The 14,930-nt window shown below is 61.2% G+C and carries 11 protein-coding genes; 5 read left to right on the top strand and 6 right to left on the bottom strand.

Annotated features, from left to right (window positions below; all coding sequences use genetic code 11):
• Window positions 1-3 precede the first annotated feature (3 nt).
• A complete protein-coding gene (locus GQR96_RS12945) occupies window positions 4-1,572 on the bottom strand; it encodes an alpha-L-rhamnosidase-related protein (protein ID WP_065904345.1) in 1,569 nt (522 codons plus the stop codon).
• Between the two features lie 204 nt (window positions 1,573-1,776).
• Between GQR96_RS12945 and GQR96_RS12940 the strand changes: the two genes are divergently transcribed.
• Entirely contained in the window at window positions 1,777-2,601 is an 825-nt protein-coding gene (locus GQR96_RS12940) for a helix-turn-helix domain-containing protein (RefSeq protein WP_004202721.1), read from the top strand.
• A gap of 55 nt (window positions 2,602-2,656) precedes the next feature.
• Here GQR96_RS12940 and GQR96_RS12935 read toward each other — a convergent pair whose 3' ends face one another.
• Window positions 2,657-3,238: a flavin reductase family protein gene (locus GQR96_RS12935; protein ID WP_032456131.1), complete on the bottom strand. Its 582-nt coding sequence runs from the start codon at window positions 3,236-3,238 to the stop codon at window positions 2,657-2,659.
• Between the two features lie 214 nt (window positions 3,239-3,452).
• On the opposite strand from GQR96_RS12935, the gene GQR96_RS12930 reads away from it, so the two are divergent.
• The 4 genes from GQR96_RS12930 to nhoA all read left to right on the top strand — a co-directional run bounded on the left by GQR96_RS12930 (window position 3,453) and on the right by nhoA (window position 7,752).
• Window positions 3,453-4,154, top strand: coding sequence for an ABC transporter ATP-binding protein (locus tag GQR96_RS12930; RefSeq protein WP_064183342.1), 702 nt, complete (start codon window positions 3,453-3,455; stop codon window positions 4,152-4,154).
• Window positions 4,151-5,119: an ABC transporter substrate-binding protein gene (locus GQR96_RS12925; protein WP_023318383.1), complete on the top strand. Its 969-nt coding sequence runs from the start codon at window positions 4,151-4,153 to the stop codon at window positions 5,117-5,119. Before GQR96_RS12930 ends, GQR96_RS12925 begins: the two co-directional genes overlap by 4 nt.
• Before the next feature lie 55 nt (window positions 5,120-5,174).
• Entirely contained in the window at window positions 5,175-6,830 is a 1,656-nt protein-coding gene (locus GQR96_RS12920) for an ABC transporter permease (RefSeq protein ID WP_065904343.1), read from the top strand.
• A gap of 76 nt (window positions 6,831-6,906) precedes the next feature.
• On the top strand, window positions 6,907-7,752 hold the full coding sequence (nhoA, locus tag GQR96_RS12915; protein WP_004202712.1) for an N-hydroxyarylamine O-acetyltransferase: 846 nt from the start codon (window positions 6,907-6,909) through the stop codon (window positions 7,750-7,752).
• A gap of 432 nt (window positions 7,753-8,184) precedes the next feature.
• On the opposite strand, the gene narI is transcribed toward nhoA, so the two are convergent.
• Genes narI through GQR96_RS12895 form a run of 4 tightly spaced genes read right to left on the bottom strand, consistent with a single transcriptional unit; the run spans window position 8,185 to window position 14,838 of the window.
• A complete protein-coding gene (gene narI, locus GQR96_RS12910) occupies window positions 8,185-8,865 on the bottom strand; it encodes a respiratory nitrate reductase subunit gamma (protein WP_023289864.1) in 681 nt (226 codons plus the stop codon).
• Window positions 8,862-9,557 (bottom strand): nitrate reductase molybdenum cofactor assembly chaperone, encoded by a 696-nt coding sequence (gene narW, locus GQR96_RS12905; RefSeq protein ID WP_065904341.1) that lies wholly within the window; start codon window positions 9,555-9,557, stop codon window positions 8,862-8,864. The genes narI and narW overlap by 4 nt, the downstream gene beginning before the upstream one ends.
• Window positions 9,557-11,101, bottom strand: coding sequence for a nitrate reductase subunit beta (gene narH / locus GQR96_RS12900; RefSeq protein WP_004202708.1), 1,545 nt, complete (start codon window positions 11,099-11,101; stop codon window positions 9,557-9,559). Before narH ends, narW begins: the two co-directional genes overlap by 1 nt.
• Complete coding sequence (locus GQR96_RS12895) at window positions 11,098-14,838, bottom strand: nitrate reductase subunit alpha (protein WP_065904336.1); 3,741 nt, start codon at window positions 14,836-14,838, stop codon at window positions 11,098-11,100. Before GQR96_RS12895 ends, narH begins: the two co-directional genes overlap by 4 nt.
• Window positions 14,839-14,930 lie beyond the last annotated feature (92 nt).

Here is a 14,930-nt window from a genome sequence, read left to right as displayed (position 1 = left end):
TTGTTAAAGTCCGTACCGGCGAATAAACCAGGCCGGCGTACAGCTCCACGCATGGCAGTAACTATTGATGAGCTTACTGCCATAGGGGGAAAAGTCAGGATGCTGCGGATCGAAAATTTCCCAGAAGGTGTCGGCGCCGTAGTCGACCATCGCTCCCCAGTAGGCCTTGATCTCCGCTATCGCCTCCTCGCGCAGGCCGCATTGCAGCAGGGCGACAATGTGATGATGGCGCAAGTACGGGGTATTCATGGCAATGGCGGGCGGATGTTGCTGCAGGCGGCGCATCAGCGCTTGCCGCTGCCCGGCGGTGCCAACCTCCGCCAGTACCAGCCAGATCTGCGATGCCCATGAGACCTGGCGCGCGGCGCCGCTGATAAACACCTGCCGCTCGCTGTCCCACAGGTGGCGGAGGGCGGCCTCTTTCAGCTGCGCGAGCGTAGCGGTGTAGTCGGCTACCCGCTGCGGTTCAACACGCTGCGCCAGCCAGAGGGCACGCTGCAGGCAGTAGATAAGCACCCCCTGCGCCGACGACTGTTTATTCAGCTCTGCCTGCCAGTCGATAAATACCCACCAGTCATCGCTGTCGCGCACCAGACCCTGGGGATCGCAGCGGGTCAGCGCCAGCTCGATTTGCCGTCGCGCCGTGGGCCACAGTTCACGGGCGGTTTCCATGTCGCCAGTGCTTTGCAGGTAGTGATAGAGTACGTCGACAAAAAATAATGAATAATCAAAGAGAAATGTGTCATCGGCACGCACGTCAGGCTGAACAAAGACATTGGCGGAGACCATGCCATCTTCCCGGGTATGGCCGGCAAACAGGTACAGGCAGCGGCGGACCAGATCGTGGTGGCCGAAGGTCACGTCATTGACCAGCGCCTGCAGGCGCAGGTCGCCGAGCCACAGCCGACGGTCGCGTTTCGGCCCATCCTCAAACACCTCCTGCATGCAGTTTTGCAGGGTGCGAACCGCGACGTCATCAATGGCTTTCAGCTCCGAATCGGCGATGACCGCCGGCTGCGGGCTGCCGGCTGAGGTAACGGTTTCCAGGGCTATCTCATCGAACTGCAGACGAAATTTGCGCGACAGCGCTTTGATTTCCACCTTCAGGTAGCGCAGGCAGTAGCGACGCGGCAGGTCAACCCGGGCGGGCAGGACGTCGAGCCACAGATCCTGTTGCTGCAACCAGCTACTGCTCAGCCACCCCTGGTACTCGCTGAACGGCTCGCAGACTTCGCTCAGCGTTTCGCCGAAGGTGAAGTGCAGATGGGCCGGGGCATCCGGCGGGCTGCCGACGCTGCGGCAGCTGAACTGCAGGTAGCCAACAAAATGGCTGCCAAAGTCAATGATAATGCTGTCGCCGACGCGAAGCGGCTGCTGATAAAACTGCTCAGGCGTGCAGACGGTGTGTCCCCGCCAGCCGTTCAGCGCCGCCGGATCGGCGACGGCCTCGACGATGGCCTGCGGCGCCTGGCGGTGACGATGTAGCGCGGGCGTTAGGGCGGCCGCACGCTCTAATAAATGCGGATGGCGGGTCATCGCCACACTGGAATTGTATTGAATTGCCTGTGACATACTGCGTCCTCTCCATTAGGTTAGGCGCAGCATAGGCCGTCGTCCGGCGGCACCACCACTCTGGCAATGCCAAACCGTCAGTGAAAATGGCAGGAATAATGAGGTGGGGGCGCTGGCGATCACAAATCCGCACATCGGGCGCGTGCCGAGGGCCGGAATAGATTATCGTGCCCCTGCGCACCAGGCTGTTCAGGATTTGCTGTAATGATGACACTGACCGTTGAGTATTATTTCACCCACCCCCAGGATAAGCTCGGCATGTACGCCAGCGACCCGGAAGATAATAGCCAGGAACATGGCCACGAGTTTGCCGAGCTGGTGATCGTCGAGGAGGGGCATGGATTACACGTTATTAATGGCCGCCCGCTGTATATCCAGCAGGGCGATGTATTTTATGTCCAGCCTGGCGATGTCCACTATTATGATGAGCTGGGGACGCTGAAGTTGATTAATGTCTTAATTAATCCGGCGGTGGCCTTTCGCTATTTACAGCAGATGGAGGGATTGCTGCAGCAATTATCGGCGCAGCGCGCCGCCTGCTATGGCTGGCTGGCACCGGAGACCCGCAGCTATTGTCGGGAACTGGTGGAAAAGATATTTTCCCCGGCGCTGAGGGCGGCGGATAATACCCCGCAACGGGAGTCTCTCTTTTTCCAGCTGGTGACCACCATTCTCACAGCCGAGTCGGAAGCCGAATATAGCAGCACCCGCTATAAACTGCATAAATTACTCACCTGGCTGCAGGAGCACTGTTTCGAAGAACATAACTGGCAGCAGCTGGCGGAGCAATTTCATCTCACCACCCGCACGGCGTTTCGCCATATTAAAGAGGCCACCGGATTAACGCCGGATAATTATCTGAAACGTCTGCGACTGGTCTCCGCGCGGGTCAAATTACGCGAAACGGAGATGACCATTACCGAAGTGGCTTATCTGTGCGGCTTCGCCAACAGCAACCACTTTACCACCCTGTATAAAAAAGTGTTTGGCCTGACCCCAAGCGCCGATCGCCGCCGCCCACCGGGTTAAAAGGGGGGCCGCAGGCCGGGCAGGGGAAAAATCTGCCACCCGCGGCAGGTCACGCTTATTCGTCGAGGGAGTTTGCCCGCACATGACGACCGCTGGCGACAAAATTGCCGGTGCCAAGATGATGCAGGGTATTGAGCTTATCGTCGTCGAACTGCCAGCGTCCGGTGACGAATGCGCGTTCATCGGCGGCGGCAGACACCACCTCCCCGAACAGGGTGTCGTACTGGGTCTGGGCCGCCGTCGCCGGCAGCAGGCGGCACTCCATCCATGCCAGACACTTCTCCTCGATCAGCGGCAGGCCCAGCTCCGGACCGGTCACCACCGGAATTCCGTAAGCATTGAATTTGTCTTCATCGCGGCCGCTGACGCTGCCGACGGCGTAGGTCCAGCTGGCGGCGGCCACGCCGGGAACCACGATGCCGAAGGTGCCGTTGCGCTCGATGATTTCCCGCGTCCAGGTGCTTTTATCCACCACGATAGCCACCCGCGGCGGGGCGAATTCCACCGGCATCGACCAGGCGGCGGCCATGACGTTGCGCCGGTCGGACGCAGCGTCGTAGCTGGTGATCAAAATGGTCGGACCGTGGTTGAGCAGGCGGCTGGCATACTGCAGTTCCACGTGGCGAAAGCGGCTCATAGGCGTTCCTTGAGTAATGGGTCGGTTGGCGGGTAATACGTTAAGCCGCAATGAAAATGTAATCAATACGTCATCTCGTCTGACTATAGTCGCCAGCACAAAGTCCCAAAGAGGATCACAATATGTTGGCTCCCCTGATGTTATCCCAGGTGAGCGCGTCCCGTCGGATGTCGACCGCCGGGCAGGGGTTGCTTTCCCGCAAGGGAGGGCGACAATGCGCGCGCTGACCCCTATCACTCTGCAGGCGGTCTCATTCGCCTTCGCAGAGACCCCCATTCTCGATCGCTTCTCGCTGCATATCGAACCCGGCAGCATTGTGGCGCTGCTGGGCCCGTCCGGCTGCGGCAAAAGCACCTTGCTGCGCCTGCTGGCGGGGCTGAGCGTGCCGGCCAGCGGTGAAATCCGCTTTGGCGATCGGCTGGTGGCCCGCGCAGGCTGGGGATTGCCCCCGGAACAACGCGATATCGGCATGGTTTTCCAGGATTACGCCCTCTGGCCGCATATGAGCGTGGCGCAGAACGTCGCCTTTCCGCTGCGCATGCGCGGCGTTGCCTGCGCCGAACGCGAGCGCCGGGTGAGCGAGGCGCTGGCGCGGGTGGGCCTCGACGGCTTTGCCGAACGTAAACCTTCAGGCCTTTCCGGCGGCCAGCAGCAGCGGGTGGCGCTGGCGCGGGCGATCGTCGCCGCGCCGCGGGTGCTGCTGTTTGATGAGCCGCTCTCCAACCTGGACAGCGAACTGCGCGAATCGCTGTGTGGCGAAATGAGCCGCCTGCTGCGCCAGCTCGGCATCACCGCCGTGTATGTTACCCATGACCGCCGTGAAGCCGAGCTGTTAGCCGACCGGATAGTCCATTTATCCGCGGGCCGCGTGGCCGCTGTCCGCGCCGTTACGCCAACCTCAGGGGACGTTGTATGAACACCGTTATGACCGTTAAAAAAGGAGTGGTACTCGCGATGGCTCTCTCCGCCATGATGCTCTCCAGCGCCCATGCGCTGACCGTTTACACCGCCGGCCCTGGCTCGCTGGCGAAAAGCCTGGCCAGCGGTTTTGAACAACAGACCGGGGTGAAGGTGACCGTTTTCCAGGCCACCACCGGCAAAGTGATGGCCCGTCTGGAGGCCGAGCAGGCCAACCCACAGGCGGATGTGCTGATCTCCGCTTCATGGGATACCGCGGAGGATCTGCACCAGCGGGGTTGGTTGCTGCCTTTTCACAGCGCCAACGCCGACAAGGTACCGGCTAATCTGAAATCGGCGGACTATATCGCCCAGGGGGTCTCGGCGCTTGGCATCGTCTGGAACAGCAAAAGCGGTACTCCGGAGCCGAAAGAGTGGCGGGATCTCACCCAGCCGGCGTTTAAAGATAAGGTGACGACGCCTGACCCGGCGCTCTCCGGCGCGTCGCTGGATCTGCTGATTGGCCTGCAAAACAGCATGGGCGACCAGGCCTGGCAGCTGTTTGACGATCTGAAAAAGAACGGCATGGTGGTCAGCGGCCCCAACGCCCAGGCGGTGACGCCGGTGATGCAGGGGGCGAAAGCGGCGGTGTTCGGCGCGGTGGATTATGTCTCCTACGGCAATATTCAGCAGGGCGAGTCGCTGAAGGTGATCTTCCCGGCCAGCGGGACGGTGATTGCCCCACGCCCGATGATGATCCTCAAAACCAGCCAGCATGCCGACGACGCCAAAGCCTTTATCGATTACGTGCTGTCGCCGGAAGGTCAGGCGCGGGTCGCCGACGCCTGGCTGATGCCCGCTCGCCGCGATGTGGCCGCTAAACGCCCGCTGCTGGACGCGCTGAAGGTCTTGCCCACCAGCGGCGAGGGGAGTAGCGAGCGTAGCGCCGTCCTGACCCGCTTCAGTCAGCTGTATGCCCAATAATTGACACGGTTCTCCGGCGCTGGCCGCCGGAGAACGCTTCGTTTCAGGAACCGCTGTGAAACAAAAATTCCTTTCCGGCGTGACCCTTGCTGCCCTGACGCTGCTGGTCGCGTTACCGCTGTTGTTTATTCTGCTGCAGGCAATTTTTCCCCATTTCAGCGCCGGTTCGCTCCATGACGCCTTTGGCGGCGTCTCGCCGCTGCTGGCGGACCCTCAGCTGATGTCGATGCTCGGCGGTACGCTGTGGATCGCCGGCGGCGTGGCGCTGGCCAGCGTCCTCATTGGCCTGCCGCTCGGCATTCTGCGCGGTATGTTTTCGTTGCCGCTGCCCCGGCTATGGGACCTGCTGTTTTTGATCCCCTTTCTGACGCCGCCCTATATCTCGGCGCTCTCGTGGATGTTGGCGCTGCAACGCCAGGGCTATCTGCAGCAGCTGACCGGCTGGCAGCTAAACGATCTGCTATTCAGCCGCAGCGGGATCGTGCTGGTGATGACCTTTAATATTTTTCCCGTGGTCTACTTTGCCGTTTCCCGCAGCCTGCTGGCGAGCGGGCAACGGCTGGCGATGGTCGCCCGGGTCCATGGCGCCAGCGCCTGGCGCGCCTTCTGGCACGTGACGCTGCCGATGCTCTCCCCGGCGCTGGCGGCGGGGATGCTGCTGGCGTTTACTCTCGCCATCGAGGAGTTTGGCGTACCGGCGGCGCTGGGCAGCCGGGCGGGAGTGGTGATGCTGACGGTGGGCATTGAGAAAAAGCTGGCCGACTGGCCGGTGGACCTTACCGGCGCTGCGCTGCTGTCGCTGCTGCTGATGACGGTAGCGCTGTTCGCCTGGTGGCTGCAAACGCGGCTGGTGGGGGAGAAGGAGGTCACCAGCGTCACCGGCAAACCGGGAGAAAACCGTGGGACGTCGCTGGGCTGGATGACGCTGCCCGCGCTGCTGGCGATGGCGGCCGTCGGCGGCCTGGCGGTCGGGGTCCCCGCCGTCTCGATGATGCTCACCAGCCTGATGGGCACCCTCTCGGGCGGAGTCAGCCTGGAGAATGTCACGCTGCGTCACTTCGCGGCGCTATTCGACCAGCAGGGCGATGCCCTGTCGGCTCTCGGCGTCAGCCTGTCTCTGGCGCTAGGTTCGGCGCTGATCGTCGGCGCGCTGGGGCTGCTGGCCGCCTGGCTGGTGATAGTGCAGAAGATCAAAGGGCGCGTGGTGGTGGATGCGCTGTCGCTGATGCCGGCGGCGCTGCCGGGCGTGGTGGTGGGGGTGGGATTGATCCTGCTGTGGAACCAGCCCTTCTGGCCGCGCTCGCCCTACAACACGCTGTGGATGCTGCTGCTCTCCTATTGTTGCCTGCTGCTGCCCTGGCCGGTGCGCTATGTCGGCAGCGCGCTGCGCCAACTCGGCCCCAATCTTGAGCCCGCCGCCCGGGTCCACGGCGCATCGCCGCTGCAGGCGCTGCGGCTAATTGTTCTGCCGCTGGTCTTTCCGGCGCTGCTGGCGGCGATGCTGATGGTGTTTGCGGTGGCGTCCCGGGAACTGGTGACCTCGCTGCTGCTGGCGCCCGCCGGCACGCAGACCGTGGCGGTGTTTATCTGGCGCCAGTTCGAACAGGGATCCGTTGGTCAGGGCATGGCGATGGCCAGCCTGACGCTGTTGACCGGTCTGCTCCTGATGCTGACGGCGCTGGCGCTGATGCAGCGCAGCACGCGCGGTTAACGACAAGCGCACAAAAAAGAGTGTCGGCGCGGGAATATAGGCTATAAATGTCGGACACCAACAGCTGGAGACCCTGATGAGTCCCTTTTTACGCGCCTATTTTTCCCGTCTGGGCTGGACGGGAGAGCCTGATGTTTCTATTGATACCTTGCGCCAACTGCATCTGCAGCATAACAGCGCTATACCTTTCGAAAACCTCGACGTCCTGCTGCCGCGCGAGATCCATCTTGACGACCTGGCGCTGGAAGCGAAGCTGATTGCCGGCCGACGCGGGGGGTATTGTTTTGAACAAAATGGCCTGCTGGAGCGCGCGCTGCGCGAAATAGGTTTTAATGTCCGCAGCCTGCTGGGGCGGGTGGTGCTGGCCAATCCGCCGCAGATGCCGCCGCGCACCCATCGTTTATTGCTGGTGGAAGTGGCGGGCGAGCGCTGGATCGCCGACGTTGGCTTCGGCGGCCAGACGCTGACCGCGCCGATTAAGCTGCTGGCCGATATCCCGCAGCAGACGCCGCATGGCAGCTATCGTCTGGTGCATGAAGGGGATGAGTGGACGCTGCAGTTCAACCATCACGAGCACTGGCAGTCGATGTACCATTTCGATTTAGGTCGCCAGTATGCGTCTGATTATGTGATGGGTAACTTCTGGTCGGCGCACTGGCCGCAGTCACACTTTCGTCACCACCTGCTGATGTGTCGTCATCTGCCGGACGGCGGCAAAATGACCCTTACCAATTTCCACTTTACCCACTGGGAAAATAACCACGTGGTGGAGAAGGTCGATTTTGCCGATGTCTCCGCGCTGTACGAAGGGCTGCAAACCCGCTTCGGCCTGGGCGTGGACGATCCTAAACATGGCTTCAGCGAAGCGGCGCTGGCGGCGGTGATGGCGGCTTTCGATACGCATCCGGAAGCCGGGAAGTAAATTTCCTCATGCCCGGTGGCGCTGCGCTTGCGCGGGCCTACGGGGTATGAGCCTGTGAGAGCGCCCCGTAGGCCGGATAAGGCGACAGCCGCCACCCGGCGAAATTACAGGTACCGTGCCTGATATCTTGCCCGGCGGCGCTGCGCTTGTGCGGGCCTACGGGGGATGAGCCTGTGAGAGGGCCCTCTAGGCCGGGCAAGGCGACAGCCGCCACCCGGCGAAATTACAGGTACCGTGCCTGATATCTTGCCCCGCGGCGCTGCGCTTGCGCGGGTCTACGGGGGATGAGCTCTGTGAGAGGGCCCTGTAGGCCGGGTAAGGCGACAGCCGCCACCCGGCATAACGGCTGGAGCCGGGTCGATAACTACCCGGACTCGCGCGAAGGCCGCGTCCGGGCTACCGGTTAGGATGAATGATAACAGCCGCCAGCGCTCAGCGTCGGGAGCGCACCACCTGGTAGCGGCGGGTGAAATACTCCACCGGCGCGCTCCAGACGTGAACCAGACGGGTGAACGGGAAGATCAGGAAGATGGTCATCCCCAGCACCAGGTGGACGCGGTAAATCCAGGCCACGCCGTCCAGATGCGCCGAGGCGCCGCCGTGGAAGGTGACCACCGCCTGCGCCCAGTCCACCAGCTTGAGCATTTCGCTGCCGTCCGGATGCTGGGCGGAGAAGGGGATCGTCGTCAGCCCCAGCGCGCACTGAATCAGCAAAATGCACAGGATCAGAATATCTGCCGTGGTGGAGGTGGCGCGAATGCGCGGGTTGGTCAGGCGGCGAGCCAGCAAGCCGATGCCGCCCACCAGGGTGAGCACCCCACACACGCCGCCGAGGATCATCGCCATCAGCTGCTTCTGCGACATTGGCAGGAACCACGAGTAGACCCAGTGCGGGGTCAGCATGCCAAAGAGATGGCCAAAAAAAATGCCGAGAATGCCGATATGAAACAAGTTCGACCATAGCACCATCCCGCGTTTATCCAGCATCTGGCTGGATGACGCGCGCCAGGTATACTGCCCATAGTCGTAGCGTAGCCAGCTGCCGAGCAGAAACACGGCGCCGCAAAGGTAAGGGTAGATATCGTAAAAGAAGACGTTCAGATACTGGATCATTTCGGGCCTCCGGCGCGGATGTCGACGTACAGCGGCGCCACATCCTGGCTAAAGCGTCGTTGATAAGCTTGCATAGGCGAGCTGTCGCAAGCGGTCGCATTATCTTCAATAAACTTCACCTGCTCTTCTTCCCACACTTCGTCCAGCGCCTGACAGGTATCGTCGCGCTTTTCTCCCGCCACCTGTTTGGTGACACTGTCACTGGTGAGCGGGCTTTTTGCCAGTTCCAGCAGGGCGTCAAACAGTTGATAATACGAGCATTCTCGTTGCTTCAGGCGGCCGCCGATCAGCGCCAGAATCGGCGCGATATTCTGCAGCCCTTCACGGGCGTCGGCGAGGGGTAAAATACTGAGATACTCCAGATACAGCGGCAGATAGTCGGGCAGTTCTCGGCAATCGATCAGCAGACCTGCCTGCTGATACTGATTCATCAGGTCCACCATCGCCTGGCCACGCTCGCGGGACTCAGCATGCACATGTTCAAACAGCAGCAGCGAGGTGGCGCGCCCTCGCTCGAACACCTCGCACCAGTCGGCCTGGCGATCCAACAGCGGCGCCGCCAGCAGCTCCCCGACAAAGGGCGTCAGGGAAGGGATATCGGCGCTGACCAGCGCCAGGGCTTCGTCGCGGTTCTCCCACAGCACCTCGTCGGGATACTCCAGCAGCAGACCGAGCACTTTCAGGATCCGCATCACTCGCCCTCCCCATGCTTACGCACGCCGCTGACGTCGATGGCGTCAATCCGCCGGCTGTTAAACAGGTTGAATTTCGTATCTGACCCGTGGCAGCCGTCGCCGAAGGTAAAGCCGCAGCCGTTGCGTTCCGGGAAGGCGTCCTCCGCCAGTTCGCGATGGCTGGTGGGGATCACGAAGCGGTCTTCGTAGTTGGCGATCGCCAGATAGCGATACATCTCTTCGACCTGCTCAACGCTGAGTCCCACCTCTTCAATTGCCCGGGTATCGGTCACGCCCTCAACGGTTTGCGAGCGCTTGTAGTGGCGCATCGCCATCATCCGTTTCAGCGCGCGCAATACCGGCCCGGTATCCCCGGCGCTCAGCAGGTTCGCCAGGTACTGGACCGGAATGCGCAGGCTCTCAACCGCCGGCAGGATGGCGCCGTTGTTGGGCAGGCCGCCGGCGTCGGCAACCGACTGGATCGGCGACAGGGGCGGCACATACCAGACCATCGGCAGGGTGCGATACTCCGGATGCAGCGGCAGGGCCAGCTTCCAGTCCATCGCCAGCTTATAGACCGGCGATTTCTGCGCCGCCTCAATGACATTGTGGGGGATGCCTTGTTTTAACGCTTCCTCGATGACCGCCGGATCGTTTGGATTAAGGAATACCTCGCACTGGCGCTCATAGAGGTCGGTTTCATGCTCGGTGCTGGCAGCTTCTTCGATACGGTCGGCGTCATACAGCAAGACGCCGAGATAGCGGATGCGCCCGACGCAGGTTTCGGAGCACACCGTTGGCTGCCCGGACTCAATGCGCGGATAGCAGAAGATGCATTTTTCCGACTTGCCGCTCTTCCAGTTAAAGTAGATTTTTTTGTAGGGACAGCCGCTGATGCACATCCGCCAGCCGCGGCATTTGTCCTGATCGATCAGCACGATGCCATCTTCCTCACGCTTGTAGATGGCGCCGCTCGGGCAGGTGGCCACGCAGCTCGGGTTGAGGCAGTGCTCGCACAAGCGCGGGAGATACATCATGAAGGTATTTTCGAACTGGCCGTACATCTCTTTCTGCATGGCTTCGAAGTTCCGGTCGCGGGCGCGTTTCTCGAACTCGCCGCCGAGCAGCTCCTCCCAGTTCGGGCCCCAGTCAATCTTATCCATGCGCTCGCCGCTGATCAGCGATCGCGGGCGGGCGGTGGGCAGATATTTGCCCTCCGGCGCGTTGTGCAGATGCTGGTAATCGTAGGTGAAGGGTTCGTAGTAATCGTCAATCGCCGGCAGCACCGGGTTAGCGAATATCTTCGACAGCACGCTAACCCGATTGCCGAGGCGGGGTGTCAGCTTACCGCTGATGCCGCGGATCCAGCCGCCTTGCCACTGTTCCTGGTCCTCCCAGTTTTTTGGGTAGCCAATGCCCGGTTTGGTCTCCACGTTATTGAACCACGCGTACTCCATGCCTTCGCGGCTGCTCCAGACGTTTTTACAGGTGACCGAGCAGGTGTGACAGCCGATGCATTTGTCCAGATTCAGCACCATTCCAACCTGAGAACGGATTTTCATTTTTTCGCCTCCTGTACCTGATCGCGGCCTTCGTCATCCAGCCAGGCAATATTCTTCATTTTGTGGATCATGATGAACTCGTCGCGGTTGGAGCCGACGGTGCCGTAGTAGTTAAAGCCATAGGCCAGCTGGGCGTAGCCGCCGATCATGTGCGTCGGCTTCGGGCAGACGCGGGTGACGGAGTTATGAATGCCGCCGCGGCGGCCGGTCACTTCCGAACCCGGGATATTCATAATCCGCTCCTGAGCGTGATACATCATGGTCATCCCCGGCGGCACGCGCTGGCTCACCACCGCCCGGGCGGTGAGGGCGCCGTTGGCGTTGAACGCTTCAATCCAGTCGTTATCTTCAATGCCCAGCTCTCTGGCGTCAGTTTCACTGAGCCAGACGATCGGCCCGCCGCGCGACAGCGTCAGCATCAGCAGGTTTTCGCTGTATGTGGAGTGGATCCCCCATTTCTGGTGCGGGGTCAGGAAGTTCAGCGCTTTCTCCGGAAAACCGTTCGGCGGCACGGCCTTCATCTGGCTGACGCTGCGGGTATCAATGGGCGGGCGATAAGCCACCAGGCTTTCGCCGAAAGCCCGCATCCACGGATGGTCCTGATACAGCTGTTGCCGCCCGGAGAGGGTGCGCCACGGGATCAGTTCGTGCACATTGGTATAACCGGCGTTGTAGGAGACGTGCTCGCTTTCCAGTCCGGACCACGTTGGGCTGGAGATGATCTTGCGCGGCTGCGCCTGAATATCGCGGAAGCGGATCTTCTCATCCTCTTTATTCAGCGCCAGATGAGTGTGGTCGCGACCGGTAAATTCTCCCAGCGCCTGCCAGGCTTTCACCGCCACCTGGCCGTTGGTTTCCGGCGCGAGGCTGAGAATAACTTCGGAGGCGTCAATGGCGCTGTCGATCCGCGGCCGGCCTTTGGCCGGACCGTCCTGCTTGAGGTAGTTAAGCTTGCCGAGGAAATCGACTTCGCTTTGCGTATTCCACGAGATGCCTTTTCCGCCGTTGCCAAGCTTATCGAGCAGCGGCCCGAGAGAGGTGAAGCGTTCCCAGGTGGCGGGATAGTCGCGCTCCACCAGGGCAATCGACGGAGCGGTTTTCCCGGGGATCAGATCGCATTCGCCCTTGCGCCAGTCAAGCACCTCGAACGGCTGCGCCAGCTCAGCCGGAGAGTCATGCTGCAGCGGGACCAGCACCACGTCGGTCTCTTTCCCGAGATGGCCGACGCAGACCTGCGAGAAGGATTTGGCGATATCTTTGTAAATCTCCCAGTCGCTCTTTGCCTCCCACGCCGGGTCGACGGCGGCGGAAAGTGGGTGGATAAACGGATGCATATCCGAGGTGTTCATATCGTCTTTTTCGTACCAGGTGGCGGTCGGTAGAACAATATCGGAAAAGAGACAGGTACTGGACATGCGGAAATCCAGCGTCACCAGCAGGTCGAGTTTGCCCTCGATAGCCGCCGTCTGCCACTCGACTTCCTCAGGTTTCACCTCATCGCTGGCGCCCAGTTCATCCCCCTGAATACCGCTGTCGGTCCCGAGCAGGTATTTCAACATGTACTCATGCCCCTTACCGGACGATCCCAGCAGGTTAGAGCGCCAGATAAACAGGTTCCGCGGATGGTTTTTGCCGCTGTCCGGCTGCTCGGCGGCAAAGCGGATCTCGCCGGATTTTAGCGACCGCACCGTGAACTCCGAGGGCGATAGCCCGGCGGCCTCGGCCTGCTGCTTGATGGCCAGCGGGTTGACGTTGAGCTGTGGCGCAGAAGGCAACCAGCCCATCCGTTCCGCGCGGACGTTGAAGTCGATAAGGCTGCCGCTAAATTTGCTGGCGTCGGCCAGCGGCGACAACAGCTCCTGCGCGGTCAGTTTTTCATAGCGCCACTGGCTGGCGTGATTGTAGAAATAGGAGGTGCTGTTCATTTGCCGCGGCGGGCGGTTCCAGTCCAGCGCGAACGCCAGCGGCAGCCAGCCGGTCTGTGGGCGCAGCTTCTCCTGGCCGACATAGTGCGACCAGCCGCCGCCGCTCTGGCCGACGCAGCCGCAGAACACCAGCAGGTTAATCATCCCCCGGTAGTTCATATCCATGTGGTACCAGTGGTTTACCCCGGCGCCGAGGATAATCATCGAACGGCCATGGGTTTTATGCGCCGTATCGGCGAACTCGCGGGCGATTTGTTCGATATGCTGGCGCGGCACGCCGGTGATCTGCTCCGCCCACGCCGGGGTATAGGCTTTAACCTCGGCGAAATCTTTCGCCGCATTGACATCATCAAGCCCTCGGTCCAGGCCGTAGTTAGCCAGAATCAGGTCATATACGCTGACCACCAGGCCGCGTTCACCACTGGCCAGCGTCAGCTGTTTCACCGGGAGCGGATGAAGGGTTACCGGTGCCTGCGGCACGCTGCGGAAATGCGGGTTTTCATTGCCGCCGAAGTAGGGGAAGGCGACTGACGCCACGCTGTCGCGAATATCCAGCAGAGACAGCGTGAGCTCCACCGTTTTGCCGTCAGCCAGCGGTTCGAGGTTCCATTTCCCTTTTTCGCCCCAGCGAAAGCCGATGGAACCGTTTGGCGCCACCAGTTCGCCGTCGGCGGTGCAGGCGACGGTTTTCCATTCCGGGTTATTCGTTTCGCCCAGTCCATCCAGCAGGTCGGAGGCGCGCAGCATGCGGCCTGGCACATAGCTGCCATCGTCGCGCGGCTCAAGCATCACCAGCATCGGCATGTCGGTATAGGTGCGGCAGTAGTTAAGAAAGTAATCACTCGGATTATCAAGGTGGAAGGCTTTGAGGATGACGTGGCCCATGGCCATCGCCAGCGCGCTGTCGGTACCTTGCTTCGGCGCCAGCCAGTGGTCGCACAGTTTGGCCACTTCCGAATAGTCCGGGGTGATGGCGATGGTTTTGGTGCCTTTGTAGCGCACTTCGGTGAAGAAGTGGGCATCCGGGGTCCGGGTCTGCGGCACGTTGGAGCCCCAGGCGATAATGTAGCTGGCGTTGTACCAGTCGGCGGATTCCGGCACGTCGGTCTGCTCGCCCCAGGTCATCGGCGAGGCGGGGGGCAGGTCGCAGTACCAGTCATAGAAGCTAAGGCAGGTGCCGCCGATAAGGGATAAATAGCGGGTACCCGCGGCGTAGGAGACCATCGACATCGCCGGGATCGGCGAGAACCCGGCGACGCGGTCCGGACCGTAGTGTTTGATGGTCCAGACGTTGGCGGCGGCGATAAGCTGATTCAGCTCTTTCCAGCTGGAGCGGACAAAGCCGCCTTTGCCGCGCGCCGCTTTATAGCTGGAGGTTTTGGCCGGATCCTGCATGATGCTATCCCAGGCCTGCACCGGGTCGGGAAACTGCGCCAGTGCTTCGCGCCACAACGCAATCAGCCGTTTACGCGCCAGCGGGTACTTCAGACGGTTGGCGCTATAGAGATACCAGGAGTAGCTGGCGCCTCGCGGGCAGCCGCGTGGTTCATGGTTCGGCAGATCCGGGCGGGTACGCGGATAATCGGTCTGCTGGGTTTCCCAGGTCACCAGACCGTTTTTGACATAAATTTTCCAGCTGCAGGAGCCGGTGCAATTCACGCCGTGGGTGGAGCGGACAATTTTGTCGAACTGCCAGCGTTGACGGTAGCTATCTTCCCAGTCACGGTTGTTGTTGTAGACCTGACCGTGGCCGTTGGCAAAGGTCTCGCCTTTCTGCTTAAAGTAGCGAAAGCGATCCAGTAGTTTACTCATGACATTTCTCCTGCTCCGATGATGTCCGGCATCGTGCCACCCGGCCGGATGAGCGAACGAACGCGTAGGCCGGATAAGGCGTAAGCCGCCAT

Source organism: Klebsiella sp. PCX, assembly GCF_021869705.1.
GTDB classification, from domain to species: domain Bacteria; phylum Pseudomonadota; class Gammaproteobacteria; order Enterobacterales; family Enterobacteriaceae; genus Klebsiella; species Klebsiella quasipneumoniae.
This window is presented reverse-complemented; position numbering and strand designations above follow the sequence as displayed.

What these genes read in the sequence shown, in the direction of transcription:
- nhoA (WP_004202712.1), top strand. Translation starts at nt 6,907, where the DNA reads ATGAGTCCCTTTTTACGCGCCTATTTTTCCCGTCTGGGCTGGACGGGA.
- narI (WP_023289864.1), bottom strand. Translation starts at nt 8,865, where the DNA reads ATGATCCAGTATCTGAACGTCTTCTTTTACGATATCTACCCTTACCTT.
- GQR96_RS12895 (WP_065904336.1), bottom strand. Translation starts at nt 14,838, where the DNA reads ATGAGTAAACTACTGGATCGCTTTCGCTACTTTAAGCAGAAAGGCGAG.
- GQR96_RS12930 (WP_064183342.1), top strand. Translation starts at nt 3,453, where the DNA reads ATGCGCGCGCTGACCCCTATCACTCTGCAGGCGGTCTCATTCGCCTTC.
- GQR96_RS12940 (WP_004202721.1), top strand. Translation starts at nt 1,777, where the DNA reads ATGATGACACTGACCGTTGAGTATTATTTCACCCACCCCCAGGATAAG.
- narW (WP_065904341.1), bottom strand. Translation starts at nt 9,557, where the DNA reads ATGCGGATCCTGAAAGTGCTCGGTCTGCTGCTGGAGTATCCCGACGAG.
- narH (WP_004202708.1), bottom strand. Translation starts at nt 11,101, where the DNA reads ATGAAAATCCGTTCTCAGGTTGGAATGGTGCTGAATCTGGACAAATGC.
- GQR96_RS12925 (WP_023318383.1), top strand. Translation starts at nt 4,151, where the DNA reads ATGAACACCGTTATGACCGTTAAAAAAGGAGTGGTACTCGCGATGGCT.
- GQR96_RS12935 (WP_032456131.1), bottom strand. Translation starts at nt 3,238, where the DNA reads ATGAGCCGCTTTCGCCACGTGGAACTGCAGTATGCCAGCCGCCTGCTC.
- GQR96_RS12945 (WP_065904345.1), bottom strand. Translation starts at nt 1,572, where the DNA reads ATGTCACAGGCAATTCAATACAATTCCAGTGTGGCGATGACCCGCCAT.